General features: G+C 29.7%; 12 protein-coding genes and 9 pseudogenes. 6 read left to right on the top strand and 15 right to left on the bottom strand.

Going from position 1 to position 23,459, the window contains the following annotated elements; genetic code table 11:
- Positions 1 to 315 precede the first annotated feature (315 nt).
- Positions 316 to 561: pseudogene (locus tag OTBS_RS18445) on the top strand (transposase); the annotation flags it as partial.
- A gap of 265 nt (positions 562 to 826) precedes the next feature.
- Positions 827 to 2,110 (top strand): amino acid permease, encoded by a 1,284-nt coding sequence (locus OTBS_RS06530; protein WP_041621291.1) that lies wholly within the window; start codon positions 827 to 829, stop codon positions 2,108 to 2,110.
- A 339-nt stretch (positions 2,111 to 2,449) separates the two neighbouring features.
- Here the strand turns inward: OTBS_RS06530 and OTBS_RS06525 are convergent, their stop codons facing one another.
- The 7 genes and pseudogenes from OTBS_RS06525 to ccmA all read right to left on the bottom strand — a co-directional run bounded on the left by OTBS_RS06525 (position 2,450) and on the right by ccmA (position 11,104).
- Positions 2,450 to 4,879 (bottom strand): hypothetical protein, encoded by a 2,430-nt coding sequence (locus OTBS_RS06525; RefSeq protein ID WP_162097319.1) that lies wholly within the window; start codon positions 4,877 to 4,879, stop codon positions 2,450 to 2,452.
- Positions 4,880 to 4,962: 83 nt separating this feature from the next.
- Positions 4,963 to 5,058 (bottom strand): annotated as a pseudogene (locus OTBS_RS14400) (IS5/IS1182 family transposase); the annotation flags it as partial.
- A 1,372-nt stretch (positions 5,059 to 6,430) separates the two neighbouring features.
- On the bottom strand, positions 6,431 to 7,627 hold the full coding sequence (locus OTBS_RS06510) for a cytochrome b (RefSeq protein ID WP_011944881.1): 1,197 nt from the start codon (positions 7,625 to 7,627) through the stop codon (positions 6,431 to 6,433).
- A gap of 154 nt (positions 7,628 to 7,781) precedes the next feature.
- Positions 7,782 to 8,393, bottom strand: a complete 612-nt coding sequence (gene petA / locus OTBS_RS06505; protein ID WP_080571927.1) for a ubiquinol-cytochrome c reductase iron-sulfur subunit — start codon at positions 8,391 to 8,393, stop codon at positions 7,782 to 7,784.
- A 165-nt stretch (positions 8,394 to 8,558) separates the two neighbouring features.
- On the bottom strand, positions 8,559 to 9,698 hold the full coding sequence (locus tag OTBS_RS06500; protein WP_011944879.1) for a DUF2670 domain-containing protein: 1,140 nt from the start codon (positions 9,696 to 9,698) through the stop codon (positions 8,559 to 8,561).
- 153 nt (positions 9,699 to 9,851) lie between these two features.
- Positions 9,852 to 10,502, bottom strand: a complete 651-nt coding sequence (locus OTBS_RS06495) for a heme exporter protein CcmB (protein ID WP_011944878.1) — start codon at positions 10,500 to 10,502, stop codon at positions 9,852 to 9,854.
- Positions 10,499 to 11,104, bottom strand: coding sequence for a heme ABC exporter ATP-binding protein CcmA (gene ccmA / locus OTBS_RS06490; protein WP_011944877.1), 606 nt, complete (start codon positions 11,102 to 11,104; stop codon positions 10,499 to 10,501). The genes OTBS_RS06495 and ccmA overlap by 4 nt, the downstream gene beginning before the upstream one ends.
- A gap of 482 nt (positions 11,105 to 11,586) precedes the next feature.
- Between ccmA and OTBS_RS10460 the strand changes: the two genes are divergently transcribed.
- Positions 11,587 to 12,306 carry an aconitase family protein gene (locus OTBS_RS10460; RefSeq protein WP_050897547.1) on the top strand — a complete coding sequence of 240 codons (720 nt, stop codon included), beginning with the start codon at positions 11,587 to 11,589 and terminating at the stop codon, positions 12,304 to 12,306.
- Between the two features lie 294 nt (positions 12,307 to 12,600).
- Here OTBS_RS10460 and OTBS_RS18440 read toward each other — a convergent pair whose 3' ends face one another.
- Entirely contained in the window at positions 12,601 to 12,663 is a 63-nt protein-coding gene (locus OTBS_RS18440; protein ID WP_371219420.1) for a hypothetical protein, read from the bottom strand.
- Between the two features lie 649 nt (positions 12,664 to 13,312).
- Between OTBS_RS18440 and OTBS_RS14395 the strand changes: the two are divergent.
- A pseudogene (locus OTBS_RS14395) lies at positions 13,313 to 13,408 on the top strand (IS5/IS1182 family transposase); the annotation flags it as partial.
- Positions 13,409 to 13,426: 18 nt separating this feature from the next.
- On the opposite strand, the pseudogene OTBS_RS18435 reads toward OTBS_RS14395, so the two are convergent.
- The 3 pseudogenes from OTBS_RS18435 to OTBS_RS14385 all read right to left on the bottom strand — a co-directional run.
- Positions 13,427 to 13,507 (bottom strand): annotated as a pseudogene (locus OTBS_RS18435) (DNA adenine methylase); the annotation flags it as partial.
- Between the two features lie 6 nt (positions 13,508 to 13,513).
- A pseudogene (locus OTBS_RS14390) lies at positions 13,514 to 14,064 on the bottom strand (IS982 family transposase); the annotation flags it as partial.
- 26 nt (positions 14,065 to 14,090) lie between these two features.
- Positions 14,091 to 14,186, bottom strand: a pseudogene (locus OTBS_RS14385) (IS5/IS1182 family transposase); the annotation flags it as partial.
- Positions 14,187 to 14,368: 182 nt separating this feature from the next.
- On the opposite strand from OTBS_RS14385, the gene OTBS_RS12640 reads away from it, so the two are divergent.
- The gene (locus OTBS_RS12640; protein WP_041621288.1) at positions 14,369 to 14,641 is read left to right on the top strand and encodes a hypothetical protein; all 273 of its coding nucleotides are present in this window, start codon (positions 14,369 to 14,371) and stop codon (positions 14,639 to 14,641) included.
- An 850-nt stretch (positions 14,642 to 15,491) separates the two neighbouring features.
- Here OTBS_RS12640 and OTBS_RS18430 read toward each other — a convergent pair.
- The 3 genes and pseudogenes from OTBS_RS18430 to OTBS_RS12625 form a co-directional block, all read right to left on the bottom strand.
- Positions 15,492 to 16,163: pseudogene (locus tag OTBS_RS18430) on the bottom strand (transposase family protein); the annotation flags it as partial.
- A gap of 102 nt (positions 16,164 to 16,265) precedes the next feature.
- Positions 16,266 to 16,511: pseudogene (locus OTBS_RS14380) on the bottom strand (transposase family protein); the annotation flags it as partial.
- 177 nt (positions 16,512 to 16,688) lie between these two features.
- A protein-coding gene (locus tag OTBS_RS12625) for an IS5-like element ISOt6 family transposase (RefSeq protein WP_157866403.1) occupies positions 16,689 to 17,512 on the bottom strand; the annotation gives its coding sequence in 2 pieces (ribosomal slippage) (positions 16,689 to 17,125 and positions 17,125 to 17,512; 825 coding nt in all).
- A 588-nt stretch (positions 17,513 to 18,100) separates the two neighbouring features.
- On the opposite strand from OTBS_RS12625, the pseudogene OTBS_RS06460 reads away from it, so the two are divergent.
- Positions 18,101 to 19,402 (top strand): annotated as a pseudogene (locus OTBS_RS06460) (reverse transcriptase domain-containing protein).
- 270 nt (positions 19,403 to 19,672) lie between these two features.
- On the opposite strand, the gene OTBS_RS06455 reads toward OTBS_RS06460, so the two are convergent.
- Positions 19,673 to 22,930 carry a hybrid sensor histidine kinase/response regulator gene (locus tag OTBS_RS06455; RefSeq protein WP_011944876.1) on the bottom strand — a complete coding sequence of 1,086 codons (3,258 nt, stop codon included), beginning with the start codon at positions 22,928 to 22,930 and terminating at the stop codon, positions 19,673 to 19,675.
- Positions 22,931 to 23,459 lie beyond the last annotated feature (529 nt).

Genomic DNA, 23,459 nt, shown 5'->3' with positions numbered 1-23,459 from the left:
TGCAATAAAATAAAAGTTATACTAAGTACACAAAAGATACTGTGTTAAAAATTAAGAAAAGAAAAAATAATTTTATAAAAAAAATGCAGGTTTTTATAAAATTATTTTTTCTGATATGCAATTAAAACATTAGCATCAACTGAAGAATTATTCTTCACAACACAATAAATAATATATAATTCGAGAATTTATAAGCATAAAACATTTCAAAATATAGTACGAATTGGTAAGAGTTCTACAGAATTGTTTTTGAATGTGAGCTTTTATTCTAACTCATGATAATATTGATGATAGAACAGTAGTAGAACATTTGGTACGAAACTTAAAGGATGGCTATTTAATGATCGCGGATTTATTAGTAAAAGACTTGCTGTATTGCTTGCTAATCATGGTTTAGAGCTAATCATAAAAATTAGATCCAACATGAAAGAAAAAGTAATTCATCATATAAAAACTTTGCTTCTTAGCAAAAGACATATTATAGAAACTATTAATAATCAGTTAAAATATCTTTTCCATATTAATCGTACTCGCCATAGGTGTTATGAATTTTCAAACTAATCTCCTCTCTGTACATTGCTTGCTTATCTTTTTAAAACTAATAAAATTTCTGTTTCTTTTTCAAGTTTAAATCATCTTTCTATTTCTTTACTCGCCTATGAATATATCAAACTCGTGTTGGTTTATAGTAATATTTTTTAAACTTATAGCAGAAACAATAGCTTCTTATATCTAAATTCTTAGTTACACTATTTAAAAAAGTTACTATTATTAATATTCAATAAAAATATTTTTATCCTATAAATTTAATATAACTTTAATTTTTATGTCAACAGTAAAAAAAATAGGTTTTTGGTCAGTTTTATCAATTGTAATAAGCAGCCAAGTTGGCTCTGGTATATTTCTTTTACCAAGCACTTTAGCGCCATTTGGTTATATTGGAATTCTAAGCTTGCTGTTAACTGGCTTATGTGCAACACTTTTAGCACTGATTTTTGCAAATTTATGCAGACAATTCACTAAGACAGGAGGGCCTCATGCTTTTGTTTATAAAGCTTTCGGAATAAAAGCAGCATTTTTTACTGCTTGGACTTACTGGATAATATCTTGGATTAGTTCTGTAGCACTTGTATTGACTGCAGTTAGCTATATCAGTTACATATTTGATTGCCACAACATATATATTACCATAACATTAAAAGTCGCAATAACAATTATATCAATGCTATTAAACCTTAATGGATTATATGCTTCTAGATGGTTAGATTTTGCGCTTACCTTACTTAAAATACCTTCCTTAGTAATTTTACCGCTTATTTGTATACCTTCAATTAATTATAGCTATTTTTTCATTAACGAAAATTATACCATACACTCCTATCTACAAGCTTTACAAGCAGCGGCTTTTATAACATTTTGGGGATTTATTGGAGTTGAAACAGCTACAGCACCAGCTGAAGCTGTTATAAATCCAACTAAAACTATCCCGCGAGCAATTATTATTGGTACTAGTTGTGTCATAGCAATGTATTTACTGTCGAACATAGCAATATTAGGAACAGTTCCAAATAATATTTTGAAAGTATCTACAGCCCCATTTGCTGAAGCTGCAAATATCATTCTTGGAGGTCATTGGAATAAAATTATTGCATTTACAGCAATAATAATCTGCCTAAGTACTCTAAATGCTTGGATTTTAACTAGTGGCCAAATAGCATTAGGAGCTGCTAAGGATCAATTATTTCCTCAACTTTTTTTAAAAACAAATCAACAAGGAGCTCCAATATGGGGAATCATTATCTCATCATTAGGAATGATAGTATTAATACTTTGTACTATAAATTCAAATTTAGCTGAACAAATAAATTTCGTGATTAACATATCTGTTGTTGCATTCTTATGGATTTATGCTATTTGCACTATTAGCTATTTAAAAATTCTATCTATTTCAAATCATAAACAAATTAACTATAGCAGCATTATTATTAGTGTTATTGCTTTAACATTTTGTATATGGATTATGCTAGGATCAGGCTGGTATATGTTATTATCATCTTTATTTTTTATTACTACTGGTATACCAGTTTACCTATATATAACCCGAGTTTGATACGAGTAGAATTTCAAACTATAAACAGAGCAAGTATTACAACTGTTAGTTAAACGCTAAAAAATAAAAATGTACATAAAAAAACAAATAAAACTATTATTATCTAGCTAACTAAAGACTTTCTATGTAATAGAAAACTTTATCAAGTGTTTATAAATTAAGCTATACTACAATGTAATTATTGCAAATAAACAATAGTAAATTTTACCCTTGTATTATAAAAATTAATCATCTTGTAGATGAGTAACAGTTACATAATCTGGTTAATACTTATTCCTATTGCTATTTTTCTTATATCAAGCTAAGATTGAAAATTATATCTTTGTTGGTAGTGCTAATCTATTGTTCAACATTATTATTAAAAATACCACCTCCAGTATGGTCAACATTAGCACTCATTTGCTCCAAAATATGCTCTTGAGTAGCTTCAGATTGTTCAAAAAACATAAAATCTGCATTATCTTCAGCATAGTTTCGAGCATAATCAGGATCTTTTCCACTTGCTATAGCATCAGCAAAAAGTTCAGCATAGTTTTTAGCATACTCTGGTTTTTTACCACTACTTAGGCAATCAGCGTAAGCTTCAGCATAGTTGCGAGCATGACAATCTCCCTTTTGATGATTTTCAATAGACCAACTAAAACCTTCGATATAGCTTTGAGCAAAAAATTTGGCAGAATGTTCCGTTATTCCATGAGCCATATGCTTGCTAACAATAGAAGCATAGATACTTGCATAACTATGGTTTAGTCCAAATTGCATGCCTTCGTTATAAGCTCTAGAATAATCATCATTAGGATCAGATAATATATTACTACTTTGTTGCTCCAAATCTGGAATAATACTATCAACATTAGCACTCATTTGCTCCAAAATATGCTCTTGAGTAGCTTCAGATTGTTCAAAAAACATAAAATCTGCATTATCTTCAGCATAGTTTCGAGCATAATCAGGATCTTTTCCACTTGCTATAGCATCAGCAAAAAGTTCAGCATAGTTTTTAGCATACTCTGGTTGTTTACCACTACTTATACAATCAGCGTAAGCTTCAGCATAGTTGTGAGCATAACATTCTCCCTTTTGATGAATTTCAATAGACAAACTTAAACCTTCAATATAGCTTTGAGCAAAAAATTTGGCAGAATGTTCCGTTATTCCATGAGCCATATGCTTGCTAACAATAGAGGCATAGATACTTGCATAACTATGGTTTAGTCCAAATTTCATGCCTTCATTATAAGCTGTATAATAATCAGGATCAGGTAATATATTACTACTTTGTTGCTCCAAATCTGGAATAATACTATTAATATATTCTTCTTCTGCCATGTAAATATTAGGACTTATATCTGCTGTAATGCTAGAAGAAGATCCACAATTTTGACTTATAACATCCGTAACTAACTTAAGCCCTTCTTCTAAATCTGATGAAGATATAGCCACAGATTCCATCATCTCAATATTAGTACTAGACTCTTTCGTTGAAGTACTTGGCAATTCTTGTATATCATCATCTTGTTGTTCAAGCTGATTAGTAGTATCAGTATCTTCTTCTGTTTGTTGTGTAGTGTCATCATATGATAATGATGACAAAAATTTTTTGAAGATAGCCGGAGCCTTAGAGCCGCTTTTAGCAAATTTTGCAATATTCTGAAAAAATTGTTTCTTACCGATCTTATTTATTTGCTGATCTGATAATATTTCTAATACCTCTTGAACAGTCTCTGTTATCTTAGCTCTAGCACTACTTAAAATAGTACAAAAATTAGAAAATTTGATTTCATATTTCTGCAGTAACATAAGTGCTTTTTTATCTAATATCTGTAATAGCTTTTCTAAAGCTTCTGCTGCAGCTGCACCAGCTCCATTTAAGATGTGACTAATATTAGAAAATTGAATTCCAAGCTTAGTTAGTTCTTGTATTCTAGAACTTTCTAATACCTTTAATAGCTTTTCTAAAGCTTGTGGGCCAGCTGCACCAGCTCCATTTAAGATGCTACTAATATTAGAAAATTGAATTCCAAGCTTAGTTAGTTCTTGTATTCTAGAACTTTCTAATACCTTTAATAGCTTTTCTAAAGCTTGTGGGCCAGCTGCACCAGCTCCAGCTAAGATGCTACTAATATTAGAAAATCGAATTCCCTGATCATTTAGTTGTTGTATTCTAGGGCCTTCTAATACCTTTAATAGCTTTTCTAAAGCATCGCTAGTATTATGGGGCATTCCACGTAAGATAACAGTAATACTAGAAAATTGACACTTACAGCATTCTAACATTTTTGTTAACTGAGTTGATATTGTATAAGTGCCATCTGGTCTTAGGATGCATAATGTATCTAATATTTTTTCTAAACTATTTAGTAGATCACTATGTAACTCATCTCTTAAAATACTGACAATGCTAGAAAAAGGGATACCATATTTCTTTAGGCATTCTACTCTAGAATCTGCTAATTTAGGTAATAGCAGTGCTAATATTTTTACTGTTGCTGTTGTATGATTATGTAAGAGACTAGAAATGTTAGATGCTGAAATAGTACCATGTTGTATCAGTATTTTAACATATTCTATACTTGTATAGATATTACCTGTTTTAGCAAATAGAAGCGTAAAATCTGGTTCAAAATAACGATGACTTTTAAGAATATTGTGAATATACTTCTTAACTGCTGGAAGTTTTTCCAGCATATCTTTTACTTCGGCATTATGATTAAGATATTCTTCTAGATTACACGTATTAGTTAGTATTTTAGGCTGTTCAGGTCTCAAGTGATTAATCGTTTGTAAGTTTATTTAAGATTTTTCAAAATAAGTACAAATCATTAAAAACTTTAGTTATATAGCTTACATTGTTAAGGTAGTTCAAAATTATAAATGCCAAAGATCAAAATAAATCTAAGAACGAATCTTTTACGTCTATTTCGATATTTGTAAGCAATAATTTTGAACTACCTTAACCAGTTTCGAAAGAGGTCTATTTTTAATGAAAAGTTCAGCATTAACATATAGGGTATAGAAATATAGTCAACTTTAAGTTGTACTTTTTAGAAGGTTATTATAAAGAAAAATCTCATTTTGGCAAAAAGGGGAAAATAGATAAGATAGAAAAAATATATTTCGCTAAATCCAAATCTAACTCTGGCACAAGCAGGAAAACATTTTGGAATTTCAATAAGGGTAGAGAGTTATTACATGAAAAAATTTGGCTATACTGTACCAACTGGTCCATTACAGTGTTCAGCAACAATTATTTCAGCAGTGTTATGAGATCTATCTCGTCTAGCTTTCCATTCTATTCTATGTGTTCTGCAGTACCAGGATCTGGTTCTGATCTAGATAAATAATACTCTTCTCTATATATAGCCATTTATAATGAAGTTTGCGTATAAAATATCATGTTGGTAAATCTTATGATGTTATTGTCGCTTTTTCTATAACGTCAGTTTAGGATAAGAAAAAGTATGAAAGACGTAATACAAAAGGTCTACAAGAGATAATGCGCAATTATGATTATGCGAGAAATATTAAATATAGTTTTAATTAATAACAGTTTATTTATTGCTTATATTTCTACAAGAATTAGTTCATAATACTATACTTAATAACCTGCACATTGATCATTGTAACACTCGTATATTATCTCTTTCTAACTGTTTCTTATTCTAAATTTGCATTTGCAAACATGCGAGCAATAAATAAATGGCTATTAATTAAAACTATATTTAATATATCACATAATTATAATTGCACATTATCTCTTGTATACCTTTTGTATTATGCTTTCCCTGCTTTCTCTTATCCTAAACTGGCGTTATACCCAAACTTCATTGAAAAATGACTATATATTTGCAGATTTATCAGTAGACAAGGTTTTACTCTTACTACTTGTAGTATTGATACTAGAATAGTAGCAAAATATTTAGTACGTAAAAGTAAATGGTGATATTTGCTGATAGTTGATTTATTAGTAAAAAAACTTGCTGTATCACTTGCTAAGTAAAGCTTAGAGCTAATCACAAAAATTAGGTTCAACAAGAAAGAAAAAGTAATTCATCCTATAAAATATCTACTTCTTAATAAAAAGCATATTATAGAAACTATTAATAATTAGTTAAAACATCTTTTCCATACTGATTATAATCACCATAGGTCTGTGTTATGTATTTTCAAACTAATATCATTGCTTTATTTCTTGCTTATGTTTTTAAGCATAACAAAATTTTTGTTTCTTTTTTCAAGTTTGAATTATTTTTCACTTTCTTTATATCAGCTCTGATCTCTTAATTATATCCAACTTAGGTTCAATAACAACATTTTTTCTTAGATAATATTACTAGGAGTAGGTAAAGTCTGCTCATAACGAGATATAAAAGGTACTAGTACCAAAAAGTGTAAAAAATAATATGTAGCAGCTAATCTACTTACTGTCAAATAAGGTTCTTCGGCCGGCTTGCCACCAACATAACCTAAAACTAAACAGTCAATAATAAATAACCAAAAAGCAATACGATATATAGGTCTATAATTACAGCTTCTCACTTTTGAGTAGTCTAACCATGGCAAGAAAAACAGTAATAAAATAGACGAAAACATTAATGTAATTCCTCCAAGTTTTGAAGGAACAGCTCTTAGGATTGCATAAAATGGTAAAAAATACCACTCAGGAACAATATGATGTGGAGTTAATAATGGATCAGCTGGAATATAATTATCAGGATGGCCTAAATAATTAGGCTGATAAAAAATAAAAGCAGCAAAAATTAAAAAGTAAATCCCAAAACCAAAAAAATCTTTTATAGTATAGTAAGGGTGAAAAGGAATAGTATCTTTTTTAGATTTAATATCAATTCCAGTAGGGTTATTAGAACCATGAACATGAAGCGCTATTAAATGTAATCCTACCAAAGCAGTAATAACAAAAGGTAGTAGATAATGCAAAGCAAAAAAGCGATTTAAGGTTGGATTAGCTACTGAAAATCCTCCCCATAACCAAGTAACAATACTCTTACCTATTAATGGAATTGCTGAAAAAAGATTAGTAATTACTGTTGCTCCCCAATAACTCATTTGGCCCCAAGGTAAAACATATCCCATAAAAGCAGTAGCCATCATGCATAAAAAAATCACAATGCCAATGTGCCATAATAATTCTCTAGGTGCCTTATATGAGCCATAATATAAACCACGAGCTATATGAATATATACTACAGCAAAAAACATTGATGCTCCTACTGCATGCATATAGCGTATTAACCAACCATAATTTACATTTCGCATAATATTTTCTACACTATCAAATGCATGGTCAACATGAGGAGTATAATGCATAGCTAAGAAAATTCCGCTAATAATCTGTATTAGTAGCGCGATACCAGCAATAGACCCAAGATTCCAAAAGTAATTAAGATTTTTTGGAACTTGATAAGAAGCCAAATGCTTAAAAAATGAAAACATTGGTAATCTATAATTAATCCATTCTACTATTGAACTTTTAGGCTTTTTACTACTATGCTGCATTAATTTTATTTCCTCTCCTCTAGCTTGGTATATTTTGAAATAATACTAACTTACTTTAACTTATAATTACTAAGTAACTTTTGTATATCATCATATTTTCTTAAAAAAGTTGACTTTTATGAGTGTAAACTTAAAAAACAACAGCTAACCAAAGTTAACCAATTTTAATTTTTTTATCAGTAATAAATTGATAAGGAGGAATTTCTAAATTTTTAGGAGCTGGTCCTTTTCTTATTCGCCCAGAAGTATCATAATGTGACCCATGGCATGGGCAAAACCATCCATTATACTCTCCACTACGATCTATAGGAATACATCCAAGATGCGTACATATTCCTATTATAACTAACCATTGATCGTATCCAGACTTTACTCTAGTATTATCTTCTTCTGGATCAATTAACTCAGATAAGTTAACTGCTCTTGCTTCCTTTATTTCCTCATCAGTTCTATGCTTAATAAATACCGGCTTACCTTGCCAGCTTATTGTTATAGCTTGTCCGCACTGAATTTTATCAATATCCACTTCAACAGATGATAAAGCTGAAACATTTGCTGCTGGATTTAATGAATCAATAAATGGCCATAAACTGCTAACTGCTCCAATACTAGCCATGCTGGTGGCTGTAAGTACCATAAAATCTCTTCTAGTTACTTTTGTATTTGAGTCATCATTACTTATTGATAAATTTAGATCTGAACTCAAAGTTTGATTTAGAGATACATTATTTAGCTTTTGTGTTTGCCTTGTACTACGTTTATCAATATTGGCCTCTGCAATAGATTTTGCAGATTCGATATTTTTATCAATATTACTCATCTTAATAGTTAGTAACGTTAATAACAACCTATTGCTATAATATTACTCCATTACTAGAAAAAATCAATAACTTATCAGTTTAGCAAAATTATTATCTAATTCTATTGTTTATTAACTTATTTGATTAAATATTTCTATTCTTGCTTTTAAGTCAGCTTTTTTTTGAGATAATTCATCTTTTTGTGTTTGTAACATAGTAATTTTAGTATGTAATAATTTTTTTTCTTGTATTAATTTTTGTTGCTGTATTGATATCTGCTTTAGCCGTAACTCTATTCTATTCTTTTCAGCAAAATCATTATTATTTTCTATAATTCCTTTTAATGTTTCTTCTAAGACCTCAGTTTCATGCTTATTTTGCTGAAATTCTTCTTCTACTGCAGTTTCTTTCTCTTTAGTTTCCTGCTCATGATCTAATAATTCTCCTTCTTGACACTCTAACTCATTGCTTTCATAGACCAAACCTTCTACTAACTTTTCATCCAATGATCCTTTTAGTTGATGAAGTTTCTTAACAAATTCATGATCAATACTAGAACGCATATTACTACGAATATATGGAATTAAACTATTAATTCTCATTTTAGTTTCCATCATTTCTGTGTTTAGCTTTGTTTGTTTTTGTAGTATAACTTGTCGCTTTGCTTGTAATGATATTTCTTGTCGTGCTAACACTTGTGAATCAGTAGATAATGCAGTACTTGTAATTTTGTTTGATTGAGCCCGATATGCTTGACATTCATTCTTGAATGTTTCACGCTCTTCTCTTAATGTCTGAGCTCTGCTACTCTGTACATTAATGGTAGCAAGTAATTCTGAACAAGAATCATTATAATTACGTTGATCTTTTTTTTTTATGATTTCTTGATACCTTTCTACTTGTTCAAGATCGTTATTTATTTCCTGAGCATCTCCTTCTTCAAGAATTTGATCATGTTCTGTAGATTCATATTTAGGATGATCTCCAATACACTTCCATAGCTCAGACCATTGACCATTAGCAAGATGCGAAGTGCAATGTTTAGCAATTGCTTTAGCCTCTCCTAATTCATAATTCATTATTTGAGTAAAAAACAATAATTTTTCTTGTACTGCCTGATTTGTAAAAATCAGATATATTACTATTATGCTAGTTGTATAGATAGCTAGAGTCCACTTTTTGATAAAAATGTAAGGTACCAATGCCATTGGATTTTTAAAAATTCGACCAACATATCTAAGTATTGGCTCTGTAAAATAGTAAAACCACATTAGTATTATTTAATTAAATTAATTAATTTCATATTTCTAGCAGTTAAAATATCATATCATTTTATATTTTAGCATGTTAAACTTAACCTTTTTTCAACTTAACTAAAATAGTTTGAGTATTCTATAAATTAATTTCTTTCTCTCTTAAGATTTTTACTGAATATTATAAATATTCTTGATAAGATACTCTCCTAATAGTACAGAAATTGATAAGAATAACAACGTAATTCCTACTAAGATGGGTAAAAAATTTTCAATATTGTTAGCATATTCAATAATTAAGCCAGTAATAATGAGCCCAGGAATAATTAATGGTATAATAATTACTGAAATCAGATAGGAGTTAACATAAAAATATGATTGAATAATTGATGTTAAGGTAGTTATGCTAGAAATTTGAAGAAATAATAATAAACTTGAAAGAAGTTTTGCAATTTGATCACAAGTTAAATTATACAATATTGCTATTATTGGTATAGTTAAAATAAATGGTATAATTACTACAGTAAATAAACCTATTATTTTTGCGACAGTAATATGGTAAGCATTTTCAACAATCAATAAATTATCTAAGCTACCGTCTTCTAAATCTTTTTTAATACCAAAAACTGAAAGATTTAATATTGCTAAGATATATACTATTAGTGTTAGTAATGTGCCAAAAGTTGAAAGATTTTGCGGCGCTGTAATCATTGATAGTGCTAAAATTGCTGTTATAGCATGAATAAATACATATTGTGGTATAGTATAAACTTTATGGTAGATATATATTTCATGCTTTAATAAAAGTAATAGTCTATTCATTTTTTATACTGCTCTAAATTAACTTCCAGTGCATTTGGCCATGGTGATGGAGAATGCGACGCCCACAAGACTATACCACCAGAATTAGTGTGTATGGCTATCAAATTGTAAACTAATTTACGATTTTCTTCATCTAAGTTAGTTTCGACCTCGTCAAGAAGCCATATTTTAGAGTAACATGCCATTAGGCGTGCTAGTGCTACTTTTTTCTTCATACCGCTAGACAATTTATATACTTTTTCTGATAAGAAATCTGTTAATCGAAAATATGTTACGGCCGCTGGAATTAAAGTTACAGAATCATAAAATTTTGCCCACATAACTAAATTGTCTTCCACAGTTAAGTCAAGCTTTAACCCTAGTTGATGCCCTATGTACCCTAAAAAAGGCTTTTGTAATTTATTAGTTTGAATATTATGAATATATACTTCGCCTGCTGTTGGAGATTGTATGTTACCTATTATCTTTAATAATGAACTTTTGCCAGCACCATTTTTCCCTCTTATTATTGCTATGGCTCGAGGTAATAAAGTAATGCTTAGATTGGCAAATATTACTGTATTATTGGATGATATAAGTGATATATTTTGACAAGTGAGCACTATAAGCTATATTGATTAGTTTTTAATTAATTCAAAATACTAGTAATAATTTTATAGTATTAGGGTTTTAAAACTTGTGAATTTAGTAAATTATATGAAAATCATTTACAAAAATAAATTGAATTTAGATATTGTAAAGAAATTAAAGATTAATAATAAAACATATTCTTTCTTCAGTTTAGTACAAGCTGCTAAAAATTTTAACATCTCTCTTAAGCAAATGCCTTATAGCTTAAGAATTCTTTTGGAAAATATCTTAAGACATAGCCATAATAATAACAATGTAATAGAAACTATTAACAGTTTTTCAAATTAGCTAACGAACCCTAAAGCAGCTAAAAGCGAAATTGAATTTATGCCAGCTATTTTAATGCAGGATTATACAGGTGTTCCAGCATTAGTAGACTTAGCTTCTATGCGTGATACTGTAGCACAATATTGGTGGAGATATAAATAAAATTAATCCGTTAATTCCAATTGACTTGATTATTGATCGCTCTATACAAGTAGATGTTTATGGTACAAACGATGCTAAACAAAAAAACACTGAATTAAAAATTAAACGCAGCATTGAAAGATATGAATTTTTAAGATGGAGAGCTAATGCGTTTCAAAATTTTCGTCTATTTCCACCTGGAACTGGTATTTGTCATCAAGTTAACCTAGAATATCTTAGCAAAGTAGTATGGACTAACAATATTAATGGTCAGCTTTATGCTTATCCTGATACCATAGTTGGTCTAGATAGTCATACAACTATGGCTAATGGATTAGGTGCGCTTTGGTTGGGGATAGGTAGCATTGAAGCAGAAGCTGCTATGCTAGGACAAATGATACCACTTGTCCTACCTGAGATCATAGGAGTAAAGCTAACCAACTCTCTAAGAAAAGGAGTTAATGCTACAGATTTGGTACTTACAGTTACTAAAATACTGCGTGAAAAAGGCGTAGTAGGTAAATTTATTGAGTTCTTTGGAACAGGAGTAGATAATTTATCTTTGCCTAATAGAGCTATTATTAGTAATATGTGTCCTGAATTTGGAGCAACTTGTGCTTATTTTCCAATCGATCAAGAAATAATAAAATACCTTACTTTAACTTGTAGAAAGAGCGAGGATATTGAATTAGTTGAAAAATATGCAAAAAAGCAATTATTGTGGCGTAAAACTAACGATGAAATTATTTTTCAGAAATTATTATAATAGTTGTAATGTTCAAATTAAGTCATTACCATATTTTGTAACAACAAGAATAGAATAAGTAAAAAGAAGAGTAGATAAAATTTGAATTAAGTTTGGAGATAAGAATAACTTGCAAAAGAAGCAATTACATGAACAAAGAAATGTTGCTGTTATCTTCTACACTAAGAACTCTGTACATGATGGTCTCCAATATACAGCTTAAGCATCTTTAAGGCTAATTTTTATTGTCCAGGTTTCAAACTTTAGTATTGGAATATGAAATTTGCCTAAAGCAATTAGCTCCAATATTCTTTTTCATAGTTTTTTCGTTACTCTTCTAACTGCAATTACTTTACAGCTAAAAGAATTGATAAGCAAACGTTGCAAAGCTTTTACTTTGTCATATCTATTTACCTGTATTATCTCTTTACGATACGCGTTTGATGACTTCTAACAACTTTAATAAAGTCAGATTAGGATAAGTAGAAATATGAAAGGCATAATGCAAAAGGTATACACAGAGAAAATATTGAGTTATAAAAAAAATTTAAATAAAAATAAAATAACACAACATGAAAAAATGTATTATAGTAGTATACTATTTAATAGGCAATTTTTGCAAGATATATCAAGAACGGGAAAGAAATAGACTAATACCAAGTATAATCAAAGAAACAGAGATGGAAAGTTATCCTTAGCTGAGTTATTAACAATAGTGATATATTTTTATTTGTCTCTATGCAAGGATTTTAAAAATTATTATCTATATTACTTGCGTTATAAGTATAAATGATACTTTTGTTTGTTAACTGCAGAATAATACAATTATGGCCTAGAGTGTTGCTGCAACTAGCTGTATTAATGCATTATCTGAAAAGGGAAGAAACAGATATATAGTCATCTATAATGAGGATTGATCTCATTAGGATTATTTTTAACAGTATTATAGCTAGTAATTAAATCGAGATTGATGTCAGAAAAACATTTTAAATAAAAAATAGACCTCTTTCGAAACTAGTTAAGGTAGTTCAAAATTATTGCTTACAAATATCGAAATAGACGTAAAAGATTCGTTCTTAGATTTATTTTGATCTTTGGCATTTATAATTTTGAACTACCTTAACCAGTTTCGAAAGAGGTCTAATAAAGTACATCCACCAAGGAATGGCTCATAGTAATTATAGTGTGGACCTTGAAGAAGATGTTCTATTAATTTATTAACGTCAATTTAGGATAAGGAGTCAGGAGAAGAAGAAGAGATAAGATGGAGATTAAGTTTAGAGATAGAATAACTAGCAAGAGAAGCAATTATATGAACAAAGAAATTAAGAGGAGAACGGTGTCTAGTATGCTCTAAATGCATGTGTTTTTTTAGTACATTAAAGACAGACTCAATTAATGAACGTTTATTTAATAACCGCTTATCATCTATGTCTAATAAATATGTTTTCATATCTTTAAGAAGATTAGTAAATAAACGTAGACCATTGGAGAAGAGTTGATGAAATAACTCTTTAGATATGTAAGCTTTATCACCAAACAATTTACCAGATAAGCCTTTAGAAATAACTGAAGCTACAGATAGATCACTTTTATTGCCTTTATAATTTTAACTGACATTAATTCACCTTTATTATTAATTACGAGATGTAGCTTAAAACCTAAGAACCAGGCATAACTACTCTTACCAATTTTAGAAAATCTGTTAAAAACTCTATTGCTGGAGGTACGTTTATTATGACAAATTGCTAACTTTGTAGAATCGATGTAATATATACCTTTCAATAGACTTCTTTCGAAACTGGTTAATGTAGTTCAAAATTATAAATGCCAGAGATCAAATTAAATCTAAAACCGAATCTTTTACGTCTATTTCTATATTTATCATCAATAATTTTGAACTACATTAACCAGTTTCGAAAGAGGTCTAATATTTAAGACTACTGTGTTATTATAAGCCTTTCAGAGTGTTAAATTTCGAGTATAGCTACAAAATTGCTACATTTATGCTAAAAAAAATGTGGTTTTTGATAGCAAAAATTGCCTAAATCACCTGCTATACCTGACATTTTTGGAGGTTGAAATGGTGCGAGATTTGCGTAATTTGGCAAGCAATAATTGTAAAATTGCTAATAATAACAGTAGCAATAATGCAACTGTCTTTTATCGTTTTATTGGAAATTTTGTTCCAGCAGAATGGAAAGATCTGATTGGAGATAATGCTAAAGCTTTAAGCAAAACATCTAAACAGCTTTTGTCATTGATGGTATATAGACTACATATCTATTACAACAAAGATATAGATGAATTACAGGAAAGTTATCATCTTTTCGATGATAAGCTAGATGTTGGTTAACATATAGTTAGGAAATTCTTAATAGAATTAAGAGACGCAGTTTTTATTGAAGTTGAAAGTAGGGCAATAATTAAAGACAGTTTTAGGTTACATAATGTCCATTGCATAAAACCTTGTGTTGACAAACCTGCAACTCATTTTCAAAAGAAGTAACAACTGTCTTGTAATTCATCTATATCTTTGTTGTAATAGATCTGTAGTCTAAATACTATGAATGACAAAAGCTGCTTAGAGGTTTTACTTAATGCTTTTCCATTATCTCAAGTTAGCTTTATAGTCATTTACAATGAAGTTTGCGTATAAAATATCATGTTGGTAAATCTTACGATGCTATTGTTGCTTTTTTTATGCCCAAACCTCATTGTAAATGACTATATTCATTCTGCTAGACTAAAATTTTCAACAAAACGATAAAAGACAGCTGCATTATTGCAATCATAGTTTTTTATAATTCTGCAACTATTTACTGTAAATGTTTTTACTATAGATTGCATAAATTATCTCCTAAGATGCCAGCTATAGCAGAAATTTTTTATTTTTTTTACGAACATATGATGAGTATACTAACTTTATGTATATTTTTTGCATTTTAAACCCTTATGCTAGCGCTAAAGAATGATTGAATTTAAAAATACTATAGTCATTTACAATGAAGTTTACATATAAAATATCATGTTGGTAAATCTTATGACTGCATTGTAAATGACTATAAACACTGTTCTGTTCATATAATCGCTTCTTTTGCAACTTATTCTATCTCCAAACTTAATTCCAATTTAATCTTCTCTTCTTTCTCTTTCTATACCTTATCCTAATCTGATGTTTTACAATAGACCTCTTTCGAAACTAGTTAAGGTAGTTCAAAATTATAAATGCCAGAGATCAAATTAAATCTAAGACCGAATCTTTTACGTCTATTTCGATATTTATCAGCAATAATTTTGAAGCGTTTTAGAATACCAATAACGTTTTCATTCACAACTCTTTCTCCTGCTAACCTACGATTATTTTTTTATCATTTTTAGTTACAGGATTTTTTTTGCGTTTTTTCTTTGGTAATTCAGAATTATTGTGAATTTTTTGTATACCTTGATATCCTGTATCAGTAATCGCTTTAACCTTAGGATGAATAAGAATTTTGGGTTCCTTAAATAATCTAAAGTCATGGTTTTTACCGTTAGAAAAATCTGTATAGTCATTTACAATGAAGTTTGCGTATAAAATATCATGTTGGTAAATCTTATGATGCTATTGCTGCTTTTTTTATGCTCAAACTTCATTGTAAATGACTATACATATTACTTGGTGCGTTTTCTTGTCTAACACTATTTGAAGTGTATGCCTTTTCTTCTTTCCTGAATAATAGAATTTTTGTTTTTTTAGGTCTTTCTGTAGGACTTTCAGTGGTATCAATCAAGACTACTTCATAATTCATATCACTCTTCATTAGAGCTTTATGACCTGGAAGAGCAAAGTTTTGGTATTTAACTAGGGTGTCTTCTACCAATTTTACAGCTTTATAGTTATTTACAATGAAGTTTGCGTATAAAATATCATGTTGGTAAATCTTATGATGCCATTGTCGCTTTTTCTATGCTCAAACTTCATTGTAAATGACTATATATGCTGAACTTTCACTAATCTCATAGTTCTGGCCTATATGGAAATAAGTATGGTATTCTCTAAGGTATTCTAACGCCATCAGCAACTATTCCTCCAAATTAAGCTTATTTTTACGCCCGTCTTTTGATTTCTTAAGACCATCAGCTTTCCTCAAAATATCCACCATCTTTGAAAATGTTCCCTTCCTTACTCCTGTTAATCAACGAAATTTTTCATCCTTTAACTCTTTAATCTGATCGAATTTCATTATTACCTCAAATCAGATCTTTATAACACTATTCTACATCATTCTCTAGTTTCGAAAGAAGTCTAATATGTAACTACCTTCCTAAATTAAGTTATATGTAATATTTTTATGGTAACTCTTTTAATTGCTTTCGCTGACCATTGCCTCTCTTATATATTAGACCTCTTTCGAAACTGGTTAAGGTAGTTCAAAATTATAAATGCCAGAGATCAAATTAAATCTAAGACCGAATCTTTTACCTCTATTTCGATATTTGTCAGCAATAATTTTGAACCGTTTTAGCATAGCAATAACGTTTTCATTGACAACTCTTTTTCCTGCTAACCTACGATTATTCTTTTTATCATTTTTAGTTAAAGGATTTTTCTTGCTTTTTTTCTTTGGTAATGCAGAATTATTGTGAATTTTTTGTATACCTTGATATCCTGTATCAGTAATCGCTTTAATCTTAGGATGGATAAGAATTTTGGATTCCTTAAATAATCTAAAGTCATGTTTTTTACCGTTAGAAAAATCTGTACATATTACTTGGTGTGTTTTCTTGTCTACCACTATTTGAGTCTTTAGTGTATGCCTTTTCTTCTTTCCTGAATAATAGAATTTTTGTTTTTTTTGGGTCTTTCTATTGGACTCTCAGTAGCATCAATCAAGACTACTTCATAATTCATATCGCTATTCATTAGAGCTTTACGACCTGGAAGAGCAAAGTTTGGGTGTTTAACTAAGGTGTCTTCTACCCATTTTACAGCTTTATATGCTGAACTTTCACTAATCCCATAGTTCTGACCTATATGAAAATAAGTACGGTATTCTCTAAGGTATTCTAAGGCCATCAATAACTGTTCCTCCAAATTGAGCTTATTTTTACGCCCTCCTTTTGATTTCTTAACACCATCAGCTTTCCTCAAAATATCCACCATCTTTGAGAATGTTCCCTTCCTTACTACTGTTAATCGACGAAATTTTTCATCCTTTAACTCTTTAATCTGATCTAATTTCATTATTACTTCAAATCAGATTTTTATAACACCATTTTACATCATTGTATAGTTTCGAAAGAAGTCTATTATTGCTGTTACTACTTTCTTGAATTAGAGCAATAGTCCGTGCGTCAAGAAAAGGTGAATTAATCTTACTGGTGAAAGTCCAGTTATGGAAGGAGAAGCTAGATCCACCGTATAGCGAGTCTTGTGCTGCTGAAGGTAACGACAGTAGTAAAGCGTAGACAGTGAAACATTCGAGCCGAAACCAAATGGTGAACGTGATATCCCCGAAAGGCTTATATAGTGGAAGCCGATATGTTAGACTACATAGTAGGCAAAAGAAGATTGGAGGTCAAACTAGTAAAAATCCAAAAATTTTCAACCACCGGGGTCGCAGGCGTCAGCGAGTTTATAAAGATTAATGACACAACTTGAGAAGTCCTTATAACTCTTACGTAATTAAGTAAGTATTCAAAGTACAAGTGATGAAACATAAGGCTTTGGAGATGGTGTAAGGATGGCTGAGTTAGCCATAGTAGTGATGAAACCTAGTAATGTGGGTGGAGCAAAGGGTTAGCAGAAAAGTAAGAATGCAAGAGGGAAACAATGGCTGTACACAGCATAGACAGAAATACATGGTTAACGAAACTTGAGCGTATAAAGTTGCTATCATCGAAAAATCAAGACATAAAGTTTAATAATCTAAATCAAGACATAAAGTTTAATAATCTAAATCAAGACATAAAGTTTAATAATCTAAATCAAGACATAAAGTTTAATAATCTAAATCAAGACATAAAGTTTAATAATCTAAATCAAGACATAAAGTTTAATAATCTAAATCAAGACATAAAGTTTAATAATCTTGGACATATCATTGATTTAAAGATATTAGAAGAACAATATAAGGAACTCGATAGCAAGAAAGCGATAGGAATAGATGGTATAACCAAAGAGGATTATGGTAAGAAGTTGAAAGCAAATCTGCTCTCGCTTCTTACTAGAATTTGCAATGGGAAATATCAGGCTAAACCTGCACGAATAACAGAAATTCCAAAAGAAGATGGAGGCAAAAGACCTTTGATAATATCATGTTTTGAAGATAAGATAATCGAGTCTACAGTAAGCAAGATATTAAACTCTGTGTTTGAGCCAATATTCTTAAAGTATTCATATGGATTTCGACCTAAATTAAATGCACACGACGCTTTAAGGGAGTTAAATAGACTTACGTATAACTTCAATAAAGGGGCTATAGTAGAGATTGATATAACAAAGTGTTTCAATACAATCAAGCATTGTGAGTTGATGTAATTTCTAAGAAAGAGAATATCTGACAAGAAATTTCTAAGACTAGTTATGAAACTGATTGAAACACCAATCATAGAAAATGGTACTATAGTTACTAACAAAGAAGGTTGTCGTCAAGGATCAATAGTTTCACCAATTCTGGCAAATGTCTTTCTGCATTATGTTATAGATAGCTGGTTTGCAAAAATCAGCAAAGAAAACTTAATGGGACAAACAGGAATGGTGAGGTACTGCGACGATATGGTATTTGTCTTTGAAAAGGAAACAGATGCGAAAAGGTTTTATGATGTTTTGCCTAAAAGGTTAAATAAGTATGGGCTAAATATCAATGAAGCTAAATCACAAATGATTAAATCTGGTAGAGACCATGCTGCAAATTTAGCCAAACAAGACAAGAAGATCGCAAGTTATAATTTTCTTGGATTTACTTGCTATTGGAGAAAATCAAGATTTGGCATAACATGGAGACTAAAATATACCTCAAGAAGAGATCGTTTTACTGAGAAACTGAAAGGACTGAGAAAATATTTGCGTGGTCAGCTAAATACGCAAGACAAAACGCAGGCATTATCACAAGTCATTAGAGTTATTAGGTGAATGGATCAACTATCATGGTATATCTGATAATAAAAGACGAGTAAGTTCATTTATCAACCAAAGTACACGTGCAATATATAACTGGTTCAATAAAATGGGAGGAAAACGTAAGATGAATTGGAAAAGACTAACCGAGATACTTAAAAGAGTAAATTTTCCTAAAATTGGAAAGATTGTCTCAATGTTCTAGACAACAAATAAGGCATAATGCTTATCTTATTTTTGAGAGCCGGATGCGGTAATTCTGCAACTCCGGTTCTGAGGAGGGGCCTAATTGAGCGATTGGTTAGGTCTACTCACATAGTTTATGCTATTCTGACGTGTAATATCAGCTATAACGCTAAACAATGCATCTTGAGAATAAGGTTTAGTAATAAATGCAGTAGCTCCTAGACTAAGTAAATATTGCTGTGATTTATCATCGTGTAGATAACCTGACTGAATAACAACAGGAATATTATATTGTTTCAAGATTGGTTGTATTTCTTTTAGCACCATGTCAGCGTTTTTATCTGGTAAAGAAATATCAAGTAAAATAACTTGATACAGTGCTGGATTACTTTTAATTAAATTAATAGCATCTTCACCATTGTTTGCAGTAGTAATTTGATAATTTATCGTATCGATAAGTAGATGCATAGAATCTAAGATTATTTGATCATCATCTATAATAAGAATTGTCATTTTTTTATTCAACATTGGTAAGCTGATTTTTGGTTTATTAGCATGACTATGCTGTTTATGATATCTGTAAAGTGGTAAAGAAAAACAAAATTCGCTACCACCCCCATGACTTTGATTTTCAGCCCAAATATTACCATTATGTTTAGTAATTAGTTCCTTACATACATTTAAACCAAGTCCTGTGCTACTAATTCTAAATTTATCGTAGCCACATTGTTCAAAAGGCTGAAATATAGTATTAAGTTTGTGTTTAGGAATACCATCTCCATTATCTTTAACTGATACATAAATATTTTCGTTATCTTGCTTAACGCTAATTAAGATTAGTCCTGGTTTAGAATATTTAATTGCATTAGATATTAGATTAAGCATTACCTGCGTGATACGCCCTCTGTCACAATCTACTGCTTCAGTTACTTGCTGTGGATAGTTTATATCAATCTTATGTTGTTTGCTAACTTGTAAAGTATTAAAATCAAATACTATTTCATTTAATAATGTTCGAAGATTACACTGTTGAATGTTAAATGCCATTTTATTAGCTTCTATTTTTGATAAATCTAATAAATTATCAATATGATTACATACCCTTTCAACACTGCTATTAACTCGATTTACTATTCCTAACAATTGTTCGCTGTTACTGTATTCATTACAGTGCTTTATTAGTAAATCAATACAAGATTTAACACCTTGCAGTGGAGTTCTAACTTCATGACTTAAGTGATTTAATATTTCTTTTTTTATGTTAAGCCGAATATTCATACTTTTTATCTTGTTTTCAGCTTTGTTTCTCATGTTTTGTTCAAGAATGTATTCCTCTTGCTTAATTTTTATAAACATTAATAATACGCTGCTAACCATAAGTGTGGTTGGAATAAGTCCAGAATCTGTAGGAGGTATTAAACTAATTTGTGGTTCAAAAATGCTTAAGATTTCTATTGCTATTATAACTCCACTAATAATCATAATTAGAGCAACTTGCCATCTAATTAGAATACCAACTACAATTAAGTTCACTATAAAACAAATTAACGATACTTTATGAAATTCGCTTACAACTAATAGTGCGGTATTAGTTAAAATTAATGCAAAAAATATAAATATAAGCCAAATCAATCCTAAATATTTATTATTGTTTGGTGTTAGTGATAAAAATTGATAAACAGTAAATATTGTTGTAAGGCCAAATGATAAAAGTAATAGGATATTAATAATTTGAGAATTATCCAATGAATTTGAACTAATACTTAAAACTGACATTATTGATAGCGATAAAATGGTAAATATTGATGTATATAAACAATAATGTTGATGTCTTAACATATCTGAACTGTATGCTAATATTCTGTTCCATTCAAAGTATTGAAGCAATGCTCTAAGCCAGTTAATAGCATTATTCTCTCTCTTGCAATATGCTTCATGTAATTTTGAAACTATTTTATAGTTTTCCCATCTTCCTGGCTCTTGAAGTCCATAGTGCATTGTCATCATTACTGTAAAGTTGATAATGATAGCCAAAACTATGTGATAGATCTCAGTAACTGATTGGTTATACCAATCCAGTAATAGTAGAGATACTCCTCCTGATAGCATACCAAATAATATTACTTTACTAGTACTTCTAAATCCTAGAACAGTAACTAATAATGGTGCTCCTATAATTGGACTGTAAAAATGTTCTCCAAGAATATGCATATTCCATAATTCTTGATTGGTAAAAGATATCAATACAGAAGCTATAGTAAATAGTATAACAAATATTCTAACAATTCTTAGCTCATTTTTGGGAGAATACTGTTTCAATATTCCTAGTGGATTACATAAGTCATTGAAACAAATAACAGCAGCCATACTAATATGCGAGATAGCAGTTGAGATTGTAATAACTATCATAACAATTATCATTAACTGTGTAAATTCAAGGTCTGAACAACGTTTTATTACTTCTGTTAATATGTCGCTAGGATTAGCATTTCTAATATCTATAGGTAATAATATTGTTGCGAAGATGATCAATAATATAGTAGCTGCAAATATTACAACAGATAATGTATTAAGAACATTAACAACTTGCCGAGAGTTAGTTACTATTAGGTACTTATAAAACATTAATGGTCTAACTATTGGCAAGATATTAAAAGCTAGTACCCACCAATATTGCATAATTAGTGGATTAGTATAGTCAATGAATCCTTTGAAATCAAAAATTTGATTCGTTGTAAGCGTAGTAATTATTGTACTTAAATCAGCAACTTTATTAAAAAAAACAAACAATGCGGCATACAAGAAGATTATAGTAAAGCAATGAAACATGTCAGTAAATACTATTGCTCTAATTCCTATACAGGCTAGATAAATAATGATTGTAATAGCAATAATGAACAAACCATTGTAACTTATATACTGAATAATGTTGTATAATAACTTTATTTCCATTGCACTAATGGTTAAAGAAATAACAATAGATCCAATAGCAGTAATAACTTTAATATGATTACCATATAAGCTTCCCATAACATCTGCTACTGATAATTTTCCTAGAAATTTTTGTATACGTGGTGCCAATATTAAGCTTTGAATTATAAAACTTACAGCAGTTGCTAGCATTGATAATTTCAGTATTCCTGGCTGCAATGTATATAGCAAAGCATAATGAAAAATGTTACCACTAAAGTATGTGCCTATAATACTAGTAGCAATAGCTACAGTAGCAAATTTTCTTCTGCCTAAAGCATATTTTTGAATGCTGTTAGTACTACCTCTATAGTAAATACTTACAATAATGTTGAGCATTAAAAATATAATTGCTATAACGGTAGTTGCATTGATATTTAAAAACATTGTGTTCTTTTATATATTATTGAACGAAATGAATAATCAAACTATGATGTGTATATTGGAATTATAGCAGACAATACCATATATTCTACAGACAAAATTTTTAATTTACTGAAAATACAACAGTAAAAATCTAGAAAATAACATGGCTAATTTTATTATAATGTAAAAGTATGTATTACTAAAATTAAATTATAGTTAGATTATAATGTACATGCAGTACCTTCAGCAAAACGATGAAAATATGTCAAAGAATGCTATTATTAAGAAATAATAGATTTAGGTAAAAAATGATGACAAGAAAAAATATTCCTAGTAGAGCTATCTAGCAAAAAAAATTATGCAATTACAAATTTAGCAAGATATGTAGATGAGATAAGTGATGACATAATAAGAAGATATCTAATGAAAGCAAAATTAACTCTAAGATTTAGTGTGTAAGTGGAGTAAATGAGAAATAATTATCACTCTAGATGATAGTATATTGGACAAAGAATACTCAGATAATATATAGCAAAGTTGATGCAAATAT

Source organism: Orientia tsutsugamushi str. Boryong (assembly GCF_000063545.1).
Lineage (GTDB): Bacteria > Pseudomonadota > Alphaproteobacteria > Rickettsiales > Rickettsiaceae > Orientia > Orientia tsutsugamushi_C.
Note: the sequence above shows the minus strand (reverse complement) of the source record. Positions and strands in the feature narration are given on the sequence as shown.

What these genes read in the sequence shown, in the direction of transcription:
- OTBS_RS06530 (WP_041621291.1), top strand. Translation starts at nt 827, where the DNA reads ATGTCAACAGTAAAAAAAATAGGTTTTTGGTCAGTTTTATCAATTGTA.
- OTBS_RS06510 (WP_011944881.1), bottom strand. Translation starts at nt 7,627, where the DNA reads ATGCAGCATAGTAGTAAAAAGCCTAAAAGTTCAATAGTAGAATGGATT.
- OTBS_RS06500 (WP_011944879.1), bottom strand. Translation starts at nt 9,698, where the DNA reads ATGTGGTTTTACTATTTTACAGAGCCAATACTTAGATATGTTGGTCGA.
- OTBS_RS06495 (WP_011944878.1), bottom strand. Translation starts at nt 10,502, where the DNA reads ATGAATAGACTATTACTTTTATTAAAGCATGAAATATATATCTACCAT.
- OTBS_RS12640 (WP_041621288.1), top strand. Translation starts at nt 14,369, where the DNA reads ATGGTGCGAGATTTGCGTAATTTGGCAAGCAATAATTGTAAAATTGCT.
- OTBS_RS06455 (WP_011944876.1), bottom strand. Translation starts at nt 22,930, where the DNA reads ATGTTTTTAAATATCAATGCAACTACCGTTATAGCAATTATATTTTTA.